The organism is Pseudomonas sp. BRM28, assembly GCF_002939405.1.
Taxonomy (GTDB): Bacteria; Pseudomonadota; Gammaproteobacteria; order Pseudomonadales; family Pseudomonadaceae; genus Aquipseudomonas; species Aquipseudomonas palmensis.
Window position 1 is genome coordinate 2,352,086 of sequence record NZ_PEFV01000001.1, and the last position, 16,718, is coordinate 2,368,803.

Below are 16,718 nucleotides of genomic sequence, written 5' to 3' on the forward strand. Positions count from 1 at the left end.
GCACAAGCACTCGACGGCGCATTACTGGAACAAACCTGAAGCCGGTACTGGCTGGAACCAGCTGGAGCGAGCCAAGCGCCAGCGCGAGCTGAACTGCGGCTTCACCCTGTTCGGCTGGGACGGCGACACCCTCGCCTGGGAAAGCTCGCCTGCGCAGGATGAATTACGCGAGAAAACCCGAAAAAGTGCGCAACTTCTTGCGCAGTACTGTGCAAGAAGTTGCGCACTCGTCTGTAGGCCTTTATCCCAAAGGCCTAGGGAAATGTATGCACAGGGTTATCCACATTTGAGTGCGCAAGAAGTTGCGCAGTTGGTAAAAACGGCAGGGTAGATTTTCAGCGCTTGAAAAGCGAAAAAACACGCCCCCAATAGCCCCCTTTCGACGCCATCGCCTCCTGCAGTTGCCGCGCACTGACCGTGCGCTGGGCAGGGTCGAACGCCAGCGCATTTTTCAGCGCAGGCCAGCAGTGCGTGGGCAGGTTCGACGGGCGCGTCAGCGTGCGATCGAGCTGCTCGGCGCGGGCCTGAGTTGAAGGCAGGCGCCGATAGGGATGCTTGCCGCTGGCCAGCTCGTAGATCAGGCAGGCCACCGCATACATATCCGCCGCCGCACCCAGCGTGCCGTGTTCAAGTAGTTCCGGTGCTGCGTAGCCGGGCGTCCAGGCGTTGAAGCGCTCGCGGCTGAGGTGGGCCAGCCCCGAAAGCACACCGGCGTCGGCCTGGCCAAGACCAAAATCGAACAGGCGCACGCCATCTTCGCCGAGCATCACGTTGCTCGGCTTGAGGTCACCGTGAAACACGCCCCGGGCATGGCAGCAGGCCAGGGCTTCCAGCAGCGGCAACACGATGGCGTTCAACGCCTGCCCGTGCAGGCCCAGCGGTTGCTCGCACAGCAGTTTGTCCAGTGCCGGCCCGCGCAGCAGCTCCAGGGTGATGAAGGCGCGCTGGCTCGGCGGGTCGATCTCGAAGCTGTACAGGTTGACCACCTGCGGGTGCGCCACGTGCCGGGTCAGGGCAAACTCGCTGAACAGGAGCGCGTTGGCATCCGGCGAGGCGGCCAGCGCCTCGCTCACGAGCTTGATCGCCACACAGGGCTGCGGGTCACCGAACTGCTCGCGCAGCAGATCGCGGGCGCGATAGACCATGCCCATGCCGCCGGCACCGAGCAGGCGTTCGAGCCGATAGCGCCCGGCCAGCACCTGCGGCAGCGGCACCAGCGGCGGTGTCGGCGCCGGCTTTTTCTTGCCTGTGCGGCGCCCCTTGCGCTTGGCCGCAGCGGGCGCCGGGGTGGCCAACTGGCCGTTGACGAAGGCGAAATAGGTGAGGTTGGCGTCGCGGGATTCGGTGGCCAGCAAGGCACCGAGGTCGGGCTGGTGTCTGCTCATTGGCGAATCACCACTGCGGTCAGGTTGTCCCCCGCCGCGCCACGCAATGCCCCTTCGAACAGACGCTCCAGCGCGACCTGCGCCGAAGCCAGGCTCAACGCCTTGCCCAGGGCATCGCTGCTCAGTTCCTGGTACAGGCCGTCGCTGCACAGCAGGAACGCATCGCCCGGGTATACCTGCAGCTCCAGCACCTCCAGGGTCAGCTGCTCGCTGGCGCCAAGGGCGCGGGTCAGGGCGCGAGCGCCCGGTTGCGCCCGCGCCTGCTCCGCGCTCATCTGGCGCTGGTCGATCAACTGCTGCTGCAACGAATGGTCGCGTGACAGCTGGTAAAGACGCTGCTGGCGCCACAGGTAGCAGCGGCTGTCGCCGGCCCAGATGCACGCCGCACGCTCGCCCTCGAGCAGCAGCGCCACCACCGTGCTGCCCATGATGCTGTCGTGGTGTGCATCCGTGACGGTCAGTTCCTGGCCAAGGCGCCGGTTGATCCAATGCAGGCACCCGCGCACCCCTTCCAGGCGCTCGTCAAAACTTCCATGGGCCGGCAACTCGGCCAGGCTGGCGACGATCAGCTGGCTGGCCAGGTCGCCACCGCGGTAGCCGCCCATGCCATCGGCCACCGCCCACAGGCCCTGCGCCGGGCACTCCAGAAACGCGTCCTCGTTGCGCATGCGCACCTTGCCAGCATCCGTGCGCGCCGCGCTGCGCCAGCGTGCTCCAACCTGCATCTAGAGCGACCCCGGCAGACGAAAGCCGCGTAACACGCCAACGTCGAAAGGGTTGGGCGCACGCTGGCTGCTGAGCAGGTAGTTGGCCCGCAGCCCGCCCACTTCGGCCTTGAGCACCAGCACGTCGCGGCCCTTGAGGTACTCGGTCTGCATCAGGTCGAACAGGCGGAACAGCGACCACGGCCCGGTGTTCTTCTCGATGCCGATCGGGCGCTCGACCATGCGTTCGAGCACCAGGCTTGCGCGACCGTCCTGGGCATCGGTCGGCCAATTGAAGGTCATGGGCACCACCGGGCCGTGGCGATAGTCCAGCTGCCGATCGCCAAAGCGGAACTCGGCGCGGCTCACCGCCGAGTCCAGGGTGTAGGGCTCGAGCCTGAACTGCACCTGCGGCTGCGCCGGGTTCTCGGCGAAGAAGCTCTGGCGAATCGTCTGGGTCCTGGCCATCTGGTCCAGGTAGACCCGCGAGATCGGCAGGCTCTGGCCGTCGATGCTGCGCAGGCGGTAGCTGCCCGGGTCGCCGCTGATGAATGGGCGCAGGTAGGTGTCGAAGAAGCGCTCGGCGATGCCCTGAGCCTTGAAGAACTCGCGAAAGTCGTTGATCGCCACGTCACTGGTGCTGTGGGCATCGAACGGGTAGCGCTGCTGGATCGACTCACCGTAGAAGCCGTACAGCTCGCTCTGGTAGCGCTCGTTGACGTACTGGTAGGCATCGTTGAGTACCAGCCGCCAGCTGTCTTCGGCCAGCAGGTTGAACCAGCCATTGAGCGGTCGCGGCAGACGCCCGGAGGCGTTGCGCAGGGCGCTGAGCGCATCGCGCTGGCCCCCCATGCGGGTCTTGGCAAGCTCGAAGGCCATCTGCTCCGGCTGGCTGGCGCGCGCGAGGCCGGCCATCTGCAGTTGCAGGTCGTTGAGCGCCTGCAGCGCCGGGGTGAGGTCGGCGGAGGGGCCATTGTTTTCGTCCAGCAGCCGATGCAGGGATTCGAAACGCCGCTGCAGGGACTTCTTCGCGGTGTCGGGCAGCGGCTTGGCCGCCACGGCGGGCTTGCTCGCCAGGGCGCCCTGGACCTTGCCGGCCACGGCGACCGCCGTGTTGGCCTTCTTGCCCAGCTTGACCCCCTTGGCCGGGTCGCTGGCCGGTGCCTCGGCGGGCTCATCGGTGCTGCCCGGCACGGGCTCGAAACGGGTGTTGTCGCGCACCTGCACCAGCAGTTGAAGTACCGGCGAGTTGGCCGAGGTGAGCCCGGCAAGCTGATCGGCGCCCTCGCCGGCATCGCCGAACGGTTGCAGGCCGACCTGGCCGACAGCCTCGCTCCAGTGGTTGGCGTAGTCGCGAAAGTACAGCTGTTCCAATCCTACCAGCAGGCGGCGCATGTCCATGTCGCTGATGCCGCTGCCCTCACCCAGGACCCAGTTGTCACGCAGCAGCTCGCTGACCAGGGTCGAGCCCTGTACCGAGAAATACTGCTCGTAGCCCTGCTGGGTGTAAAACCCCGGAATCACGTAGTCGGTGCCGAAAAACAGCCCGCCCTGGGGGCCCAGGTGCTGGCTGAGGCGGTAGTCGGGCAGGCTGCTGGCCTGCTCGCGCAGTACCCGGTACACCACGTTGACCAGCGATTCGCTGCGCAGCACCTTGCGTGCCTGGGCCACCAGTTGCGGGTCCAGCGGGTAGCTGAATGGCAGTTGCAGCAGGCGTTCGAAATGCCCGTTGAGCCCGTTTTGCACCGCCGTGTTGCCCGCGTAGCGGCGCGACCAGTCAGCGGCTACCCACTCCTGCAGCCAGGCGGCTTCGCGGCGGTCGGGCATGCTCAGCATCAGGTAGGCACGCAGGCTGTTGAGCAGGCGCTCACGGTCGCGCAGGTTGCCACGTATCTGCCCTTCGAGCTGTTTGGCCACCCGCGGCAGCAGTTGGGTGTGCAGGTCCTGTTCGTAGGCACTGCGAAGCAACGGATTGCTCTGCTCGCCCTGGTACAGGCCCAGGCGCTCATGCAGTGACGCATCACCCGAAGGCGGGAATACCTGGGTCGCGGCATAGCTGCTGTCCAGCGGCTTGAGCGCGGCCATGGCATCGCTTTGCGGGGTCAGCGCTGCACGCTGCCCGGCCCACACCTGACCGAGCCCGCGCAGTTGCTCGAGGCGGTCGTGGTTGGCACTGAAACCGCCCGCCCACAGCAACCCGCAGCACACCAGTACGCCCAGCGCGCCGACATACAGTGCGCGCTGCCCCCAGTCGATGCGTCGCCGCTCGCGCTGGTCGAGGCCGGCCAGGTCGGCCTCGGGGAAGATGACCCGGCTGAGCAGGTGATGGATGAACCGCGAACGCCCGCTGCGCAAGGTGGGTAGCACCGTGCTGGGCAGGCCCAGGCTGGCCCCGATGCTGGCGGTGTCCGGGTCCAGCTGCTGGACAAGGTGCGGCGCACTGGTGAGGTAGAACCCGCGAAGCTGGCTGGCGCGCTGGTAGCGATTGCCGGTGAAGGCGATGTCGACGAACAGGCACAGTTGCTCGCCGATCTGCGCCAGCTGGTGCGGGAAGTCGAGGATGCGCGCGCGCCGCTGTGTATCGCGCTCGTGGTGCATGCGCATGATCACCTGGCTGTTGAGGCGCCGCAGCAGCGCCTCGAAGGCCTGGCGCAGCACGGCCACATCGGTGCCGTTCTGCGCCTTGGTGAAGGTGCTGCCCAGTACCTGGTCGCTTTCTTCACGGCTGAGCTGGTCGAAGAAATCGTCGAAGCCCTGCAACTGGTCGGCCTTGCTCAGCACCAGGTACACCGGCACCTGGACATGCAGGGTCTGCTGGATTTCCTGCAGTCGCGCATGGACCTGGCGCGCCAGGTTTTCCAGGCCCTTCTCGTCGCCACTGCGCAGCAGCTCGACCGGCACGCTGACCAGCACGCCGTTGAGCGGCCGGCTGCGGCTGCGTCGACGCAGCAGGTTGAGCAGGGTACGCCAGGCACTGGCGTCGACCTCGGCGGTTTCCTGGGTCAGGTAGCGTCCGGCGGTGTCGATCAACACCGCGTGGTCGGCAAAATACCAGTCGCAATGGCGCGTACCGCGGGTGTCGCGGGTGAGTTGGCGGTCCAGTTTGTTGAGCGGAAACTCCAGGCCGGAAAAGTCCAGCAGGCTGGTCTTGCCACTGCCCTGGGGGCCGATCAGCAAATACCAGGGCAGGTCGTTGCGCCAGCGCTCGCTGCGCCCGCCATACAGGCTCGAGCCCTTGAGCGTACGCAACGCCTCGCTGAAGCGGCTGCGCAGCTCCTTGTGGTCCTCGTCGATGCGCGCTTCACGGCGCAGGCGTTCCTGGCCGTCCTCGCTCTCTTCGACAGCCTTTTTCTGCACCCCGGCGCGCCAGCTGGCGAACACCATGCCTAGCCCCCAGCACAGGAACAGCGCACTGATGGTCAGCAGACGCGAGGTGGCCGAGGCCCAGAAGCGGTGATCGTCGACTGCCAGCAGCGGCCCCACGAACCACACCAGCAGTACCAGCGACAGCACCAGCAACAGCGTCCATACCCACGTCTTGCGCAGGAAATCGCTGACTTTCTTGAAGAAGTTTTTCATCACACGTCCCTGTTCTACTGCTGCGCCTGGACCGTTTCCGGGTCAAGCTGCTGAAAAGGTTGCAGCACGGCCTCGCGCTGCTCGCCCAACACCCAGGCGAACCCCGAATACATCACCACCAGGCAGATCAGCGCGAACAGCGTGACCATCCACCACGGCACCACCCGCACCAGGCTGCGACGCTGGTCGTTGAGCCCTTCCCACTGCGGCGAAAGTTCGCGCGGGGCATCCCCGCGCAGTTGCCGCACCTGGCGGAACAAGGCGTCGCGAATCCCTTCGAGTTCGAGCATGCCGCGTACCATCACGCGGTACTTGCCCTCGAACCCCAGCGACAGACACAGGTACATGAGCTCCAGCATCGGCAGGTGCTTGACAGGGTTCTTCGACAGACGATCGAGCAGCTGGAAGAACTTCTCGCCACCGAAGGTCTCGTTGTGAAAGGTGCTGAGCAGGCTCATCTGCGCCCACTCGCTCTCGTTGCCCCAGGAGGTGGTGACCACGGCCTCGTCGAGCACCGAGCACAACACGTAGCGCGCGGTCATCACCTGGCTGGGCTCGGCGCCGTTGTGCAGCGCATGGGCCTCGAACAGCTTGATGCCATGGGTGAGTGTCTGGTTGAGGGCGTCGAGATCTTCGCGGCTGTCGCTGTGCTTGAGCCGCACCACGTGCGAGAGCAGGTCCGAGGCGGCTGCCACCAGGGTGTTGAGGCTGATGTTGATGGCCTCGGCCGGGCCCAGGCGGGCCGAGTAGATCATCCGGTCTTCCAGTTGCTCCAGGCGCGGCGTGGCCAACCCATCGGTCAGCGGAACCTGCCTGGGCGCCTGGCCCTGGCGGTCCACCAGCACGGTCTTGTCGTCCTGACGGTGTTCGATGTCCTTGTGCATGCGGTCAGTTCCTGATGGCCCAGAATTTCAGTTCGAGCTCGGCGAACTCGCCCGAGACGTGGAAGGCAAAACCACCGGAGCGCTCCAGCAGGGCCTGGTCTTCGGCGTTGAATTCGAGCAGGAAGTAGGTCTTGTTGGAATGGAACGGGATCTGCCGCGGCGCCACCGGCAACGGCACCACCTTGATGCCAGGCAGGTGCAGGTTGACCAGTTGCCGGATACGTTCCACCGGGCCGACCTTGAGGTGCGAGGGCAGGCGCGTGCGCAGGGTCTCGCTGTCGCAGTTGGCGCTGGCGGCCAGTACGAACGAGGCCGAGGCGAGCAGCGTCTGGTCGTGCACGGCGGCCACCAGGATGCCGTACTGGCGGGTTTGCAGGTCCAGTTCGATGGCGTGCTGTTCCAGCACCATCGACAGCACCTCGCGTATGCCGTCCATCAGCCGGCGAAAGCTCGCGCCCTGGTCGCTGTGCTGATAACGGCTGTCGGTACGCGGGCGCTTGGTGTCGCTGGCAAAGGTCGCCAGGTCCCCCAGCATGGTCAGCAGGGTGCGGTACAGCTCCTCGGGGTGCAGCTGGTCCAGGCCCAGGTAGTGACGCAGCAGCAGTTCGGTACGATTGATCAGTTGCAGCATCATGAAGTCGCCCACCTCCGCGCCGCCGACCTTGCCGTTGGAACGGATGCGCTCGGCAATGGTGTCGCCACGGTGGCCGAGCATGCTGATCACCTCCTTGAGGCACGACAGCAGGTAGCTTGACGCGTGGGTGTGGATGAAGGTCGGCACGAACTCGGGGTCCAGGCTGATCACGCCGTCCGGGGTGGTGTCGAGCACGGCGCACAGCTTGAGCTTGACGTAGGCCTGATCGCCCTGCTGCTCGCCCAGCAGCAGGCGAAAGTCCGGCCGTGCACAGCTGATGTCGCTGTTGATGTCGTCACCGGCGTTGGAGTCGCTGACCGGGGTTTCGTAGGCGATATAGCGCGCCAGCACATCGGACTGCTCCAGTCGCCGGGTCTCGATGTGGTTGCCGGTCACCAGCGGCAGTGCCAGGTACACCGGCGTGTTGCCGGTGTTGGGCGGTATGTCCAGGGCCAGCGGCTCGATGTTGCTGCTGAGTTCGAACAGGCTGCCGTCGGGCAGCACGCCGCTGGCCTGGCTGACCACCAGCTTGCCCATGCTCAGGAACTGCTGGTCGATCTCCAGGCTGAGAAAACCCCAGTTGTAGCTGCCCAGCAGCTGGGTTCGGGTTTTCATCTGGTAGTCGTAGTAGCGATCGTTGTGCTGGAAGTGCTGCGGACGCAGCAGCATGCCTTCCTGCCAAATGACTTTGTGCACATGCATGATCAGTTTTCCGTCCGGGCCAGTGTGGCGTTGCTGTTGCGAATGCCGGCCTGGTCCAGCGCCAGGCTGGCGCTGTTGAGTGCCTGCGGGGTGATCTGGACCACGTAGCGCCACTGGGTCTGCTCCAGGTCGCGGTAGGCCGCCAGCACGCCGACGTAGCGGCTGCCAGGTTCCACGCTCAGGCGCAGCGTCACGTGCTCACCGGGGCGCAGCTCCAGCTCTTCGCTGACCACCAGGTCTGGCGCCAGGGATTCCTTGGCCCGCTCGTACAGGCTGAAGAAGTCGGCATGCTCGAAGGCCACCGGGTGCTTGAGTTCGAACAGGCGCACAACGATCGGCGAGGGCCGGCCATTGAGGTCCGGGTTGAGCTGGTCGCCGGCGTCGAGGGTCAGTTGCAGCTTGGTCAGTTCCGAGTACGGCGACAGCGCGGAGCAACCGGCCAGCAACAGCGCCAGCGCCATCAGGCCGGTGGAGAGAAAGGTCTTGCAGCGCAGCATGGGGATCATCCTTGAGCGTCGGTGTGAAGGGTGCCGATCAGGCGAACCTGTTCGGCGTAGGCCTGGGCGAAGTCGCGCGCCAGCAGGCGCTCGCTCCATTCATCGTCCTGGCCAAGGGCCTGGTGGTAGCGCACGTAGGCGCGCCACTGGCTGCCGGCAGTCCGCAGCAGCGGTGCCCGGCCGCGCTCGAACTGCAGGCCCAGCTGGCGTGGCGAAAAGTGCTCAAGCACACCCTGCAGCGCAGCGCGACAGGCCGTCAGCATCGCCACCTGATGCGCCTGCAGGTCGCGGTAGGCCTGGGTCAGTGCCTGGCTCGCAGGGAGCTGGCCGGGCGCGGCCGGGTGCAGCAACAGGCCCAGCGCCTGGCCGGCATCGGCGCTCGACTTCAACGGGTTGTGGCTGGCGCGGTGGGAGGTGGTCAGGGCCAGGCGCAACTCGTTCTTCAGTTCGCTGCGGGTGCGCAGGCTTTGCTGCACGCCGCCGATGCTCTGCTTGAGCAGGCCGGCCGCCTTGATCGCCAGGGCTTCACGGGCACCAGGGTCGAGCCCGCCCAGATCGACCCCGAGGGCGGTACCAAAGGCTGCCCAGAACCGTTCGTTACATGCAGGTGCCGGCGGCGCCTGTGGTTCATCGTCGGGTTCGGGCTGCGCCACCAGGTTGGGTACCAGCAGGCTTTCCATGTCTATGCGCGCGTAGTCGGGGCGCTGGCGGGCCACCGGTGCAACCGTGTCGAGTGCACTCAGTGCGTCGAGGGGCGAAGGCTCGACGTCCTGCTGGTCGAGGGCATGGAACGGGTCCAGCTCAAGAAAGGCGTCGTCAGGGATGATGCTGCCCGCGGCGCTGGGCAGGCCGACCTCGACATCGGCTGCGGTGCGGGTGACCAGGCGCGCGCGCACCTCGAAACCGCCCAGCAGGTACACGCTGTCCTGCTCGATTCGCTGCGCCTGCCCCTTGCGCAGCTGCGCACCGCTGCGTCCGTCGCGGGTGCCGTTGCTGCTGATGTCGGTGAGGAAGAACACGCCCTCCTGACAGGTGACCAGCGCATGTCGCTTGGAGACATGCCGCTGCGGGTCGCTGATGACCCAGTCGCACGCCTCGTCGCGCCCGATCACGCCGCCTGCACGGGTGAAGGTCTTGCTGCGTCCCTGCGTTTCAAGAACCAGTTCCATGTTGATGCTCCTTGCACTCACTTGCCGCGGTTGGCTGCCTGCGGATCGCCCAGCGGGCGATAGGTGTCGTCGTTGAATTTGTAATTGCCGCTACAGCCGCCCAGGCCGCTGAGCACGATCAGCGCCAGCAGCAAGGCGGGCCAGTGACGAACAGACATTTGCAGATCTCCATCGGTGGGCATTGCACGGGGCGCCGCCCGCCGGGGGCAGCGCACGGTTGTAAGGGAAAATGCAGCATTGCTCGCCATGGCCGCTCAACCTTCGAACTCGCCAAGGTTGATGTTCAGCCGCCCCAGGCGGTACAGCAGGGTGCGCCGCGGCAGGCCCAGCTCGCGTGCGGCCAGGGTCTGGTTGCCGGCGTTCTTGCGCAGGCAGTCGAGCAGCCAGTGGCGCTCCACGTTTTCAAGGCGGTCGCGCAGGTTCAGCCCGCTGTCCCCCGACGGTACTTCGCTGGCCGGAGCAACATGCTCAGGCAGCAGGCACTCGCCGTCGCACAGCAACACCGCGCGCTCCACCAGGCCCTTGAGTTCACGCACGTTGCCCGGCCAGGCGAGCCCGTCGAGGTAGGCCAGTGCCGCCGGCGACCACTGCAGGGGCTTGCGCCCCAGAAACTCGCAGGCCTTGGCAGAGAAATGCCGGGCCAGCACTGGCACATCGCCGCCGCGCTGACGCAGGGCCGGCAACTCGATGGGGAACTGCGCCAGGCGGTAGTACAGGTCTTCGCGAAAGCGCCCTTCGCTGACCAGCACCGCCAGGTCGCGGTGGGTGGCGGCGATGATGCGCACATCGATGGTGTGGGTGTCGTTGGAACCCAGCGGGCGGATCTCGCCCTCCTGCAGCACGCGCAGCAGCTTGGCCTGCAGCGACAGCGGCATGTCGCCGATCTCGTCGAGCAGCAGGGTGCCGCCGTGGGCGGCATCGAACAGGCCAGGGCGGTCGCGCAATGCGCCGGTGAAGGCGCCCCGGCGATACCCGAACAGTTCGCTCTCCAGCAGGTTCTCCGGCAGGGCCGCACAGTTCTGCACCACGAACGGCCGGGTACCGCGCGGGCCGTAGTCGTGAATCGCCCGGGCCACGACCTCCTTGCCGGTGCCGGTCTCGCCCAGCAGCAGGACGGTGTAGGGGCTGTGCAGCACCTTGCTGATCAGCTGGTAGGCCTGGCGCATCGCGGCGCTGTTGCCGATCAGCCCGTAGTCGGTGGCGCCTGCGCGCGTGGCGGGCAGCGGCGCCGGCGCCGCTTCGGGCTGGTGCAGGCGTTGCAGCAACTCCATTTGCACCAGCACGAACGCCCCCAGCTGTCCCAGCGACTGGGCAAAGCCGCCCAGGTCGACGCTGGTACGGCTGGCACACAGCAGCAGGCCGGCGATGGCCTGGTGCGGGTTGAGCAGCGGTACGCACAGCAGCGACTGCCAGGGGCTGTGCAGCACCGGCAGGAAACTGGTGTCGAGCAGGCTGGCGGGCAGGTCGGCAAGGCTTACCGAACGGTTCTGGCACAGCGCGAACTGCAGCAGTTGCTCGCCGTTGTAATCCACCGGCACGCTGGCGGCAGCACGCGGCTGCAAGGCCCCGCCCAGCCATTCGGCGGCAAGGCTCAGCGAAGTGTGGGTGGCATCGAGCAGGTACAGCTGACTGAGCTCGCAACCGCTGAGCTCGGCCACCGCCTGCACGAAGCGCTCCTGCAGCGCGGGTTCCCGGCCCGTACGCGACAGGCTGGCGAAGTGCGTCAACAGGGCTTCGGCATAGCGCAAGGGCTGCGGCACGTGGGTGAACATCACCCCCACCTCAGGCAAACTCGCACCTCACGCCCGTATCGCCATCGAGCGTGGCATGCACCTGCTGCAACGACTCCCCGGCCGCCATCGCTGCCAGCAGCCGGTCAGCCACCTGCGGCATCAGGTGCAGGTCGAGCAGGTGGTCGATCAGCCGCGCGCCGCTGTCGCCCTGGGTGCAACGCTCGGCCAGGTGCTCGACCAGCGCCGGGGCATAGGTGAAACCCAGTTGCCGGCGCAGCAGCCGCTGGCCAAAGCGCTGCAGCTTGATCTCGACCAGCTCGCGCAGCACCGGGCCGCTCACCGGGTAGTACGGCACCACACGCATGCGCGCCAGCAAGGCCGGTTTGAAATGCCTGCTCAAGGCGGGGCGTATGGCCTGTTCCAGCTGCTCGGCAGAGGGCCGTTCGGCGCCTTGGCAAAGGCTCGCGATCTGCTCGCTGGCCAGGTTGGAGGTCATCAGGATCAGGGTGTTGCGAAAGTCGATTTCGCGCCCCTCGCCGTCGTTGGCCACGCCCTTGTCGAAGATCTGGTAGAACAGGTTCAGCACGTCCGGGTCGGCCTTCTCGACCTCATCCAGCAGCACCACGGAATAGGGCTTCTGGCGCACCGCCTCGGTGAGCATGCCGCCCTCGCCATAGCCGACGTAACCGGGCGGCGCGCCGATCAGCCGCGACACGGTGTGCTTCTCCTGGAACTCGGACATGTTGATGGTGGTGATGAAGCGCTCGCCGCCATACAGCAGGTCGGCCAGGGCCAGGGCCGTTTCGGTCTTGCCCACGCCACTGGGCCCCACCAGCAGGAACACCCCGACCGGCGCATCGGGCTTTGCCAGGCCGGCTGCGTTGGCCCGCATCGAACGGTCCAGGGCCTGCACGGCCTGCTCCTGACCACGGATACGCGCACGCAGGTCTTCGGCAAAACGCATGATCCTGGCGTTGTGCTCGCGGGCCAGTTGCTCCAGCGGCACGCCGGTCCAGGCACTGATCACTTCGGCCACCAGGCGCGGGCACACTTCGAAGCTGACCAGGCGCTCTTCGGCCTGCGCCGCTTCCAGCAGGCTGCGGGTGGTCTCCAGGCTGGCCTGCAGTACGGCCACGTCATCCCGTGCATTGCCCTGCTCGCGGGCTTCGGCCAACTGCCGGCGCAGGTCCAGCACCTGCTCGGCCAGCGCGCGCTGCTGTTCCCAGCGCGCCTGCACGGCCTGCTGGTCGGCCTGGTCGCTGCGCAGTTGCGCCTGCAACAGGTGCAGCGCCTCTTGGTCTATGGCCACACCGGCTTCGGCGTCGCGCTGCTGCGCCTGCACCTGCCGCTCGCCCTCGGCCAGCGAGGCACGCAGGCGTTCCAGGCGTTGCGGCGCGGCGGCCAGGCTGATGCGCACCCGGGCACAGGCGGTGTCGAGCACATCGACCGCCTTGTCCGGCAACTGTCGCCCGGCCAGGTAGCGCGCCGACATGTGCGCCGCCGCCACCACCGCATCATCGCGCAGGTAGATACCGTGACTCTTCTCATACACCTGGGCCAGGCCGCGCAGGATGGTCACCGCCTCGTCCGCTGTCGGCTCGTGCAGTTGTACCGGCTGAAAGCGCCGGGCCAGGGCCGGGTCCTTCTCGAAGTACTTCTTGTACTCGCTCCAGGTGGTGGCGGCGATGGTGCGCAGCTCGCCCCGCGCCAGTGCAGGCTTGAGCAGGTTGGCCGCATCCGAACCGCCGGCGTTGCCGCCCGCACCGATCAGGGTGTGGGCTTCATCGATAAACAGGATGACCGGTCGGGGCGCGGCCTTGACCTCGTCGATCACGCCCTTGAGGCGTCGCTCGAACTCGCCCTTGACGCTGGCGCCGGCCTGCAGCAGGCCCATGTCCAGCGCCAGCAGCTCTACCCCGCGCAGTGCCGGCGGCACTTCGGCGGCGGCAATGCGCAGCGCCAGGCCCTCGACGATGGCGGTCTTGCCCACACCGGCCTCGCCCACCACGATGGGGTTGTTCTTGCGCCGCCGGGCAAGGATGTCGATCATCTGGCGCAGCGCTTGATCGCGGCACAGTACCGGGTCGAGTCGGCCGTCGCGGGCCTGCTGCGTGAGGTTGTGGGTAAAGCGCTGCAGCATCGACTCGCCCTGCCCGCCCGCGGCACCCTGCGCTGCAACCGGCCGGGACGCCAGGGCGAAGCCCTTGAGGCGCTCGATGTTCAGGCGGGCCAGCAGCGGCTGGTAATGGCTGCCGGCATAGCGCACGGGGTTGCGCAGCAGCGCCAGGATCAGCGCAGCCTGTTCGACCTGGCTGCTGCCCAGTTCGAGGTTGGCCACCAGCAGCGCATCCTGCAGCCACTGCACCAGTTCGGGGGCGAACACCGGGTTGCGCGAAACGCTGTGTTCAAGCTGCACCTGCAGGGTGGCGCGCAGTTCGCCCGGCGCCACGTCGGCGTCGTGCAAGGCCCGTTCAAGTAGGCCTTCGGGGCGATCGAGCAATTCCAGCAGCAGGTCCTCGACCAGGATCCTGCTGCCGCCACGTGCCACGCAACGTTCGGCGCAGCGCTCCAGGTCACGACGGGTGTCGGCGTCCAGCGCCTGGATGAGTTGTTGCAGGTCTACGGTGATCATGTTCATCGGTCCTTAATGAATTTTGCTTCCCAGGGTCACCACGCCATCGGCGCGTTCGTGACCGAGCCAACTCGTCCATCCCAGACGGCAGGCGTTGTCCTGGCCGATACGCAGCTCGCGAATCTCTTCCTGGCGCAGCACCAGGCGGATGTCGTAGTCCAGCGGGTCGCGCAGGGTGAAACGCACCAGGGCACACAGCGGCTGATAGCCGAAGCCGATCGGCAGGAACTCGTGAAAGCGCTGCCAGTCGAGCTGGGTGATGTGGATGCGGAACTTGCCGTTGCGATCACGCACCCGCTCGCCCAGCACCACGTCCTCGCCCAGCAGGCTGTTGGAGCGCCCCAGGCGATTGCACTGCTCCTGCAGGATGACCACGCGACGTTCGATGCACTGCTCGATGACCAGCTGCGCATGCTTGAAGTAGTAGCGCAGCACCGCCTCGATCAATGCCGCCGAGTGGGCACGCAGGCTCAGCAGGCCCAGGTAGGGCAACAGGCGCTTCCAGTTCAGTTCGCGGGCCTCGCGAATGTGCTCCCCACCCAGCCCGATCAGGGCGAACAGCTGCGCCGAGAATGGGTCCATCGCCCCGCTCTGGAAGCGTGCGCGATAACGGTACTTGCGCCAGATGGGCAGCATCAGGCGCTGTAGCCGATGGTGGAACACGTCGAGAAACTGCCGGGTCGTGTTGCCGTCCTCGCCATCGCCCAGCGCCTGCTCCACGTAGAACGCCGGCAGCGGCGAGCTGGCGCCGCACAGGCCAATCAGGTTGAAACGCAGGCGTGCGCGCATCTGCCCGCGGTCGTCGAAGAACTCGACGCGATCGACGTCGCTGCCCGGAAAGCCCAGGCTCGGATTGGCCTGGAACTCCAGCTGGTCGTACAGCTCCTCTTCGCTCAGGTGCGGATGGAACTCGCGCAGCCGGTCGATGACCAGCAGCACGGCCTGAAACAGCGAGTATTCGCGTATTGCGTGGCTCAGCCCGCTCAAAGCAGGGGCTGCAGGCCCATACGTGGTGTCCATTGGTACACCTCTCCCTGGGTACTTCTGACCCGCAACTCGTGGTACGAGTTGAGGCTGGCATAAAGGGCAAAGAACTCGTTGAGCACCGAGGCGAACACGAACAGGTCGCCTTCGCCGATGTAGCCTTGCGGGTCGATGGTCAGTTCGGTGCGCAGCCCGCGCAGGGGCAGGCCGCGATGCAGTCGGTCGACATGCTCGTGACGGATCGACTTGAGCCCGCCGAGCAGGCGCTTGCTGACCTTCTCGGCATGTTGGTCGTAGTAGCGCGGCAAGTCGTAGGTTTCCAGGATCACCTTGAGCGCATCGACGTTGGCCAGCGACAGGTAGTTGAGCGACATGTTGCTGATCAGCTTCCACAGGAAATCCCGGTTCAGGGGCGGTGCGTAGCTGGCCGTGACCGGGGTGATGTTGCGGAAGGTGAGAAACTCCGGGGTCTGCTCGGACGGCTGGTCGATATCACCCAGCTTGAGCCGGCGCGGCAGGTTCTGGTTGGTGCAGGTGAGCTCGATGGACAGCGTCTCGTGGGTGCGGGTATCGCGTATTCCGAAGCTCAGGTAGGTGTCCAGGCCGTCATGCAACAGCGAGGAGCGCTGGCGAATGCTGTAGTGCGGGCTGGTCTGCGGCACGTCGAAACTGGGGTCGTGCTCGAACGACTCGAACGGCACATAGGCCTGGTAGCCCACGCCGCCGGGCTTCCAGCCGGTCACGCTGTGCACCGAGAACACCCCGCAGTTCTCCAGGTCGTACTCGGCGGGCAGCAGCAGGTATTCGTCCTGCTTGCCATCCAGGCGAATCGGCAGGGCATCGTGCTGGAACAGGTTGGCGATAGGGGTGCAGTACAGCTTGACGTTGTCCAGCGTGGGGCGCATGCGCTGGATGCCGCCCCTGCGGATGTCGAAACGTATCTCCAGCCCGCGCATCTGCTTGAGGGTTTCCGTGCCCAGGGACTTGAGTGCCTCCAGGCCGTCGAGGTCGACGAACAGGAACTTGTCCTGGAAGGCGAAGTACTCCTGCAGGTAGCGGTAACCGCGAAAGGTGTTCAGCGGGTAGGGAATCAGCGCCTCTTCCTCGGCGAAGCCGACCGGCTGGATACGGTTGCCAGCCAGGCGCACTGTCACGTTCTCGCCACTGGCGCGCACCAGCGGCTTGCCATCGCCCCCCAGCGGCACCAGCTCGATGCCTTCCACGTTGCGCAGCAGGCACAGGTAGAGCATCTGGCTGATGTAGCGCTCGCCTGCCAGGTGCAGGCGCAGGCGGCTCAGTTCCAGCTCGCCGACATGCCCGTCGCAGCTCATCTCCAGGCGCAGGCTGAGCAGCGCCCCATCACCCTTTACCGAGTAATTGAGCGCGGTGAGGTCCAGGGCCATGACATCGGTGGGGTAGCAGGTGCGAAAACGGCAGCGCACCTCATCGATCGGCTGGCTCTCGACCGGTGTATCGCGCGCCACCCGCAAGGGCGGGCCGGACTGGCCCAACGGGTCGAACTGCAGGATGCTGAACGCCGGCAGCGGGCGCATGTAGTTGGGCCACAGCAGCTGCATCAGCGAATGGCTCAGCTCGGGCAGTTCGTCATCGAGCTTCTGGCGCAGGCGCCCGGTGAGGAAGGCAAAGCCCTCGAGCAGCCGCTCCACGTCCGGGTCGCGCCCGGCCTGCCCCAGAAACGGCGCCAGGGCCGGGCTGCGCTCGGCAAAGCGTCGCCCCAGCTGGCGCAACGCGGTGAGCTCGCTCTGGTAGTAATGATTGAAGGACATGCTCGGTTACCTGTTTTGCATGCTCAGG

At 66.4% G+C, this 16,718-nt stretch carries 13 protein-coding genes; 1 reads left to right on the plus strand and 12 read right to left on the minus strand.

What is annotated here, in order from left to right; genetic code table 11:
• On the plus strand, positions 1-331 hold a 331-nt coding region (locus CR917_RS27280; RefSeq protein ID WP_158255586.1), incomplete at its 5' end, for a hypothetical protein.
• A gap of 4 nt (positions 332-335) precedes the next feature.
• Here CR917_RS27280 and CR917_RS11290 read toward each other — a convergent pair.
• The 12 genes from CR917_RS11290 to tssF form a co-directional block, all read right to left on the minus strand.
• Entirely contained in the window at positions 336-1,385 is a 1,050-nt protein-coding gene (locus CR917_RS11290) for a serine/threonine-protein kinase (RefSeq protein ID WP_078481832.1), read from the minus strand.
• The gene (locus CR917_RS11295; RefSeq protein ID WP_043860549.1) at positions 1,382-2,110 is read right to left on the minus strand and encodes a PP2C family serine/threonine-protein phosphatase; all 729 of its coding nucleotides are present in this window, start codon (positions 2,108-2,110) and stop codon (positions 1,382-1,384) included. Before CR917_RS11295 ends, CR917_RS11290 begins: the two co-directional genes overlap by 4 nt.
• Positions 2,111-5,668: a type VI secretion system membrane subunit TssM gene (gene tssM / locus CR917_RS11300; RefSeq protein ID WP_104572296.1), complete on the minus strand. Its 3,558-nt coding sequence runs from the start codon at positions 5,666-5,668 to the stop codon at positions 2,111-2,113.
• A gap of 14 nt (positions 5,669-5,682) precedes the next feature.
• Positions 5,683-6,552 carry a type IVB secretion system protein IcmH/DotU gene (gene icmH, locus CR917_RS11305; RefSeq protein WP_058540725.1) on the minus strand — a complete coding sequence of 290 codons (870 nt, stop codon included), beginning with the start codon at positions 6,550-6,552 and terminating at the stop codon, positions 5,683-5,685.
• 4 nt (positions 6,553-6,556) lie between these two features.
• Entirely contained in the window at positions 6,557-7,888 is a 1,332-nt protein-coding gene (gene tssK, locus CR917_RS11310; RefSeq protein WP_054916577.1) for a type VI secretion system baseplate subunit TssK, read from the minus strand.
• Positions 7,889-7,890: 2 nt separating this feature from the next.
• The gene (tssJ, locus tag CR917_RS11315) at positions 7,891-8,385 is read right to left on the minus strand and encodes a type VI secretion system lipoprotein TssJ (RefSeq protein WP_078481830.1); all 495 of its coding nucleotides are present in this window, start codon (positions 8,383-8,385) and stop codon (positions 7,891-7,893) included.
• A 5-nt stretch (positions 8,386-8,390) separates the two neighbouring features.
• Positions 8,391-9,554 carry a type VI secretion system-associated FHA domain protein TagH gene (gene tagH, locus CR917_RS11320; RefSeq protein WP_078481829.1) on the minus strand — a complete coding sequence of 388 codons (1,164 nt, stop codon included), beginning with the start codon at positions 9,552-9,554 and terminating at the stop codon, positions 8,391-8,393.
• A 17-nt stretch (positions 9,555-9,571) separates the two neighbouring features.
• A complete protein-coding gene (locus CR917_RS11325; protein WP_058540727.1) occupies positions 9,572-9,712 on the minus strand; it encodes a hypothetical protein in 141 nt (46 codons plus the stop codon).
• Between the two features lie 96 nt (positions 9,713-9,808).
• Entirely contained in the window at positions 9,809-11,326 is a 1,518-nt protein-coding gene (locus CR917_RS11330) for a sigma 54-interacting transcriptional regulator (RefSeq protein WP_078481828.1), read from the minus strand.
• A 10-nt stretch (positions 11,327-11,336) separates the two neighbouring features.
• On the minus strand, positions 11,337-13,925 hold the full coding sequence (tssH, locus tag CR917_RS11335; protein WP_173925045.1) for a type VI secretion system ATPase TssH: 2,589 nt from the start codon (positions 13,923-13,925) through the stop codon (positions 11,337-11,339).
• Positions 13,926-13,931: 6 nt separating this feature from the next.
• Entirely contained in the window at positions 13,932-14,939 is a 1,008-nt protein-coding gene (gene tssG / locus CR917_RS11340; RefSeq protein ID WP_104572298.1) for a type VI secretion system baseplate subunit TssG, read from the minus strand.
• A complete protein-coding gene (gene tssF / locus CR917_RS11345; protein ID WP_054916573.1) occupies positions 14,903-16,690 on the minus strand; it encodes a type VI secretion system baseplate subunit TssF in 1,788 nt (595 codons plus the stop codon). Before tssF ends, tssG begins: the two co-directional genes overlap by 37 nt.
• Positions 16,691-16,718 lie beyond the last annotated feature (28 nt).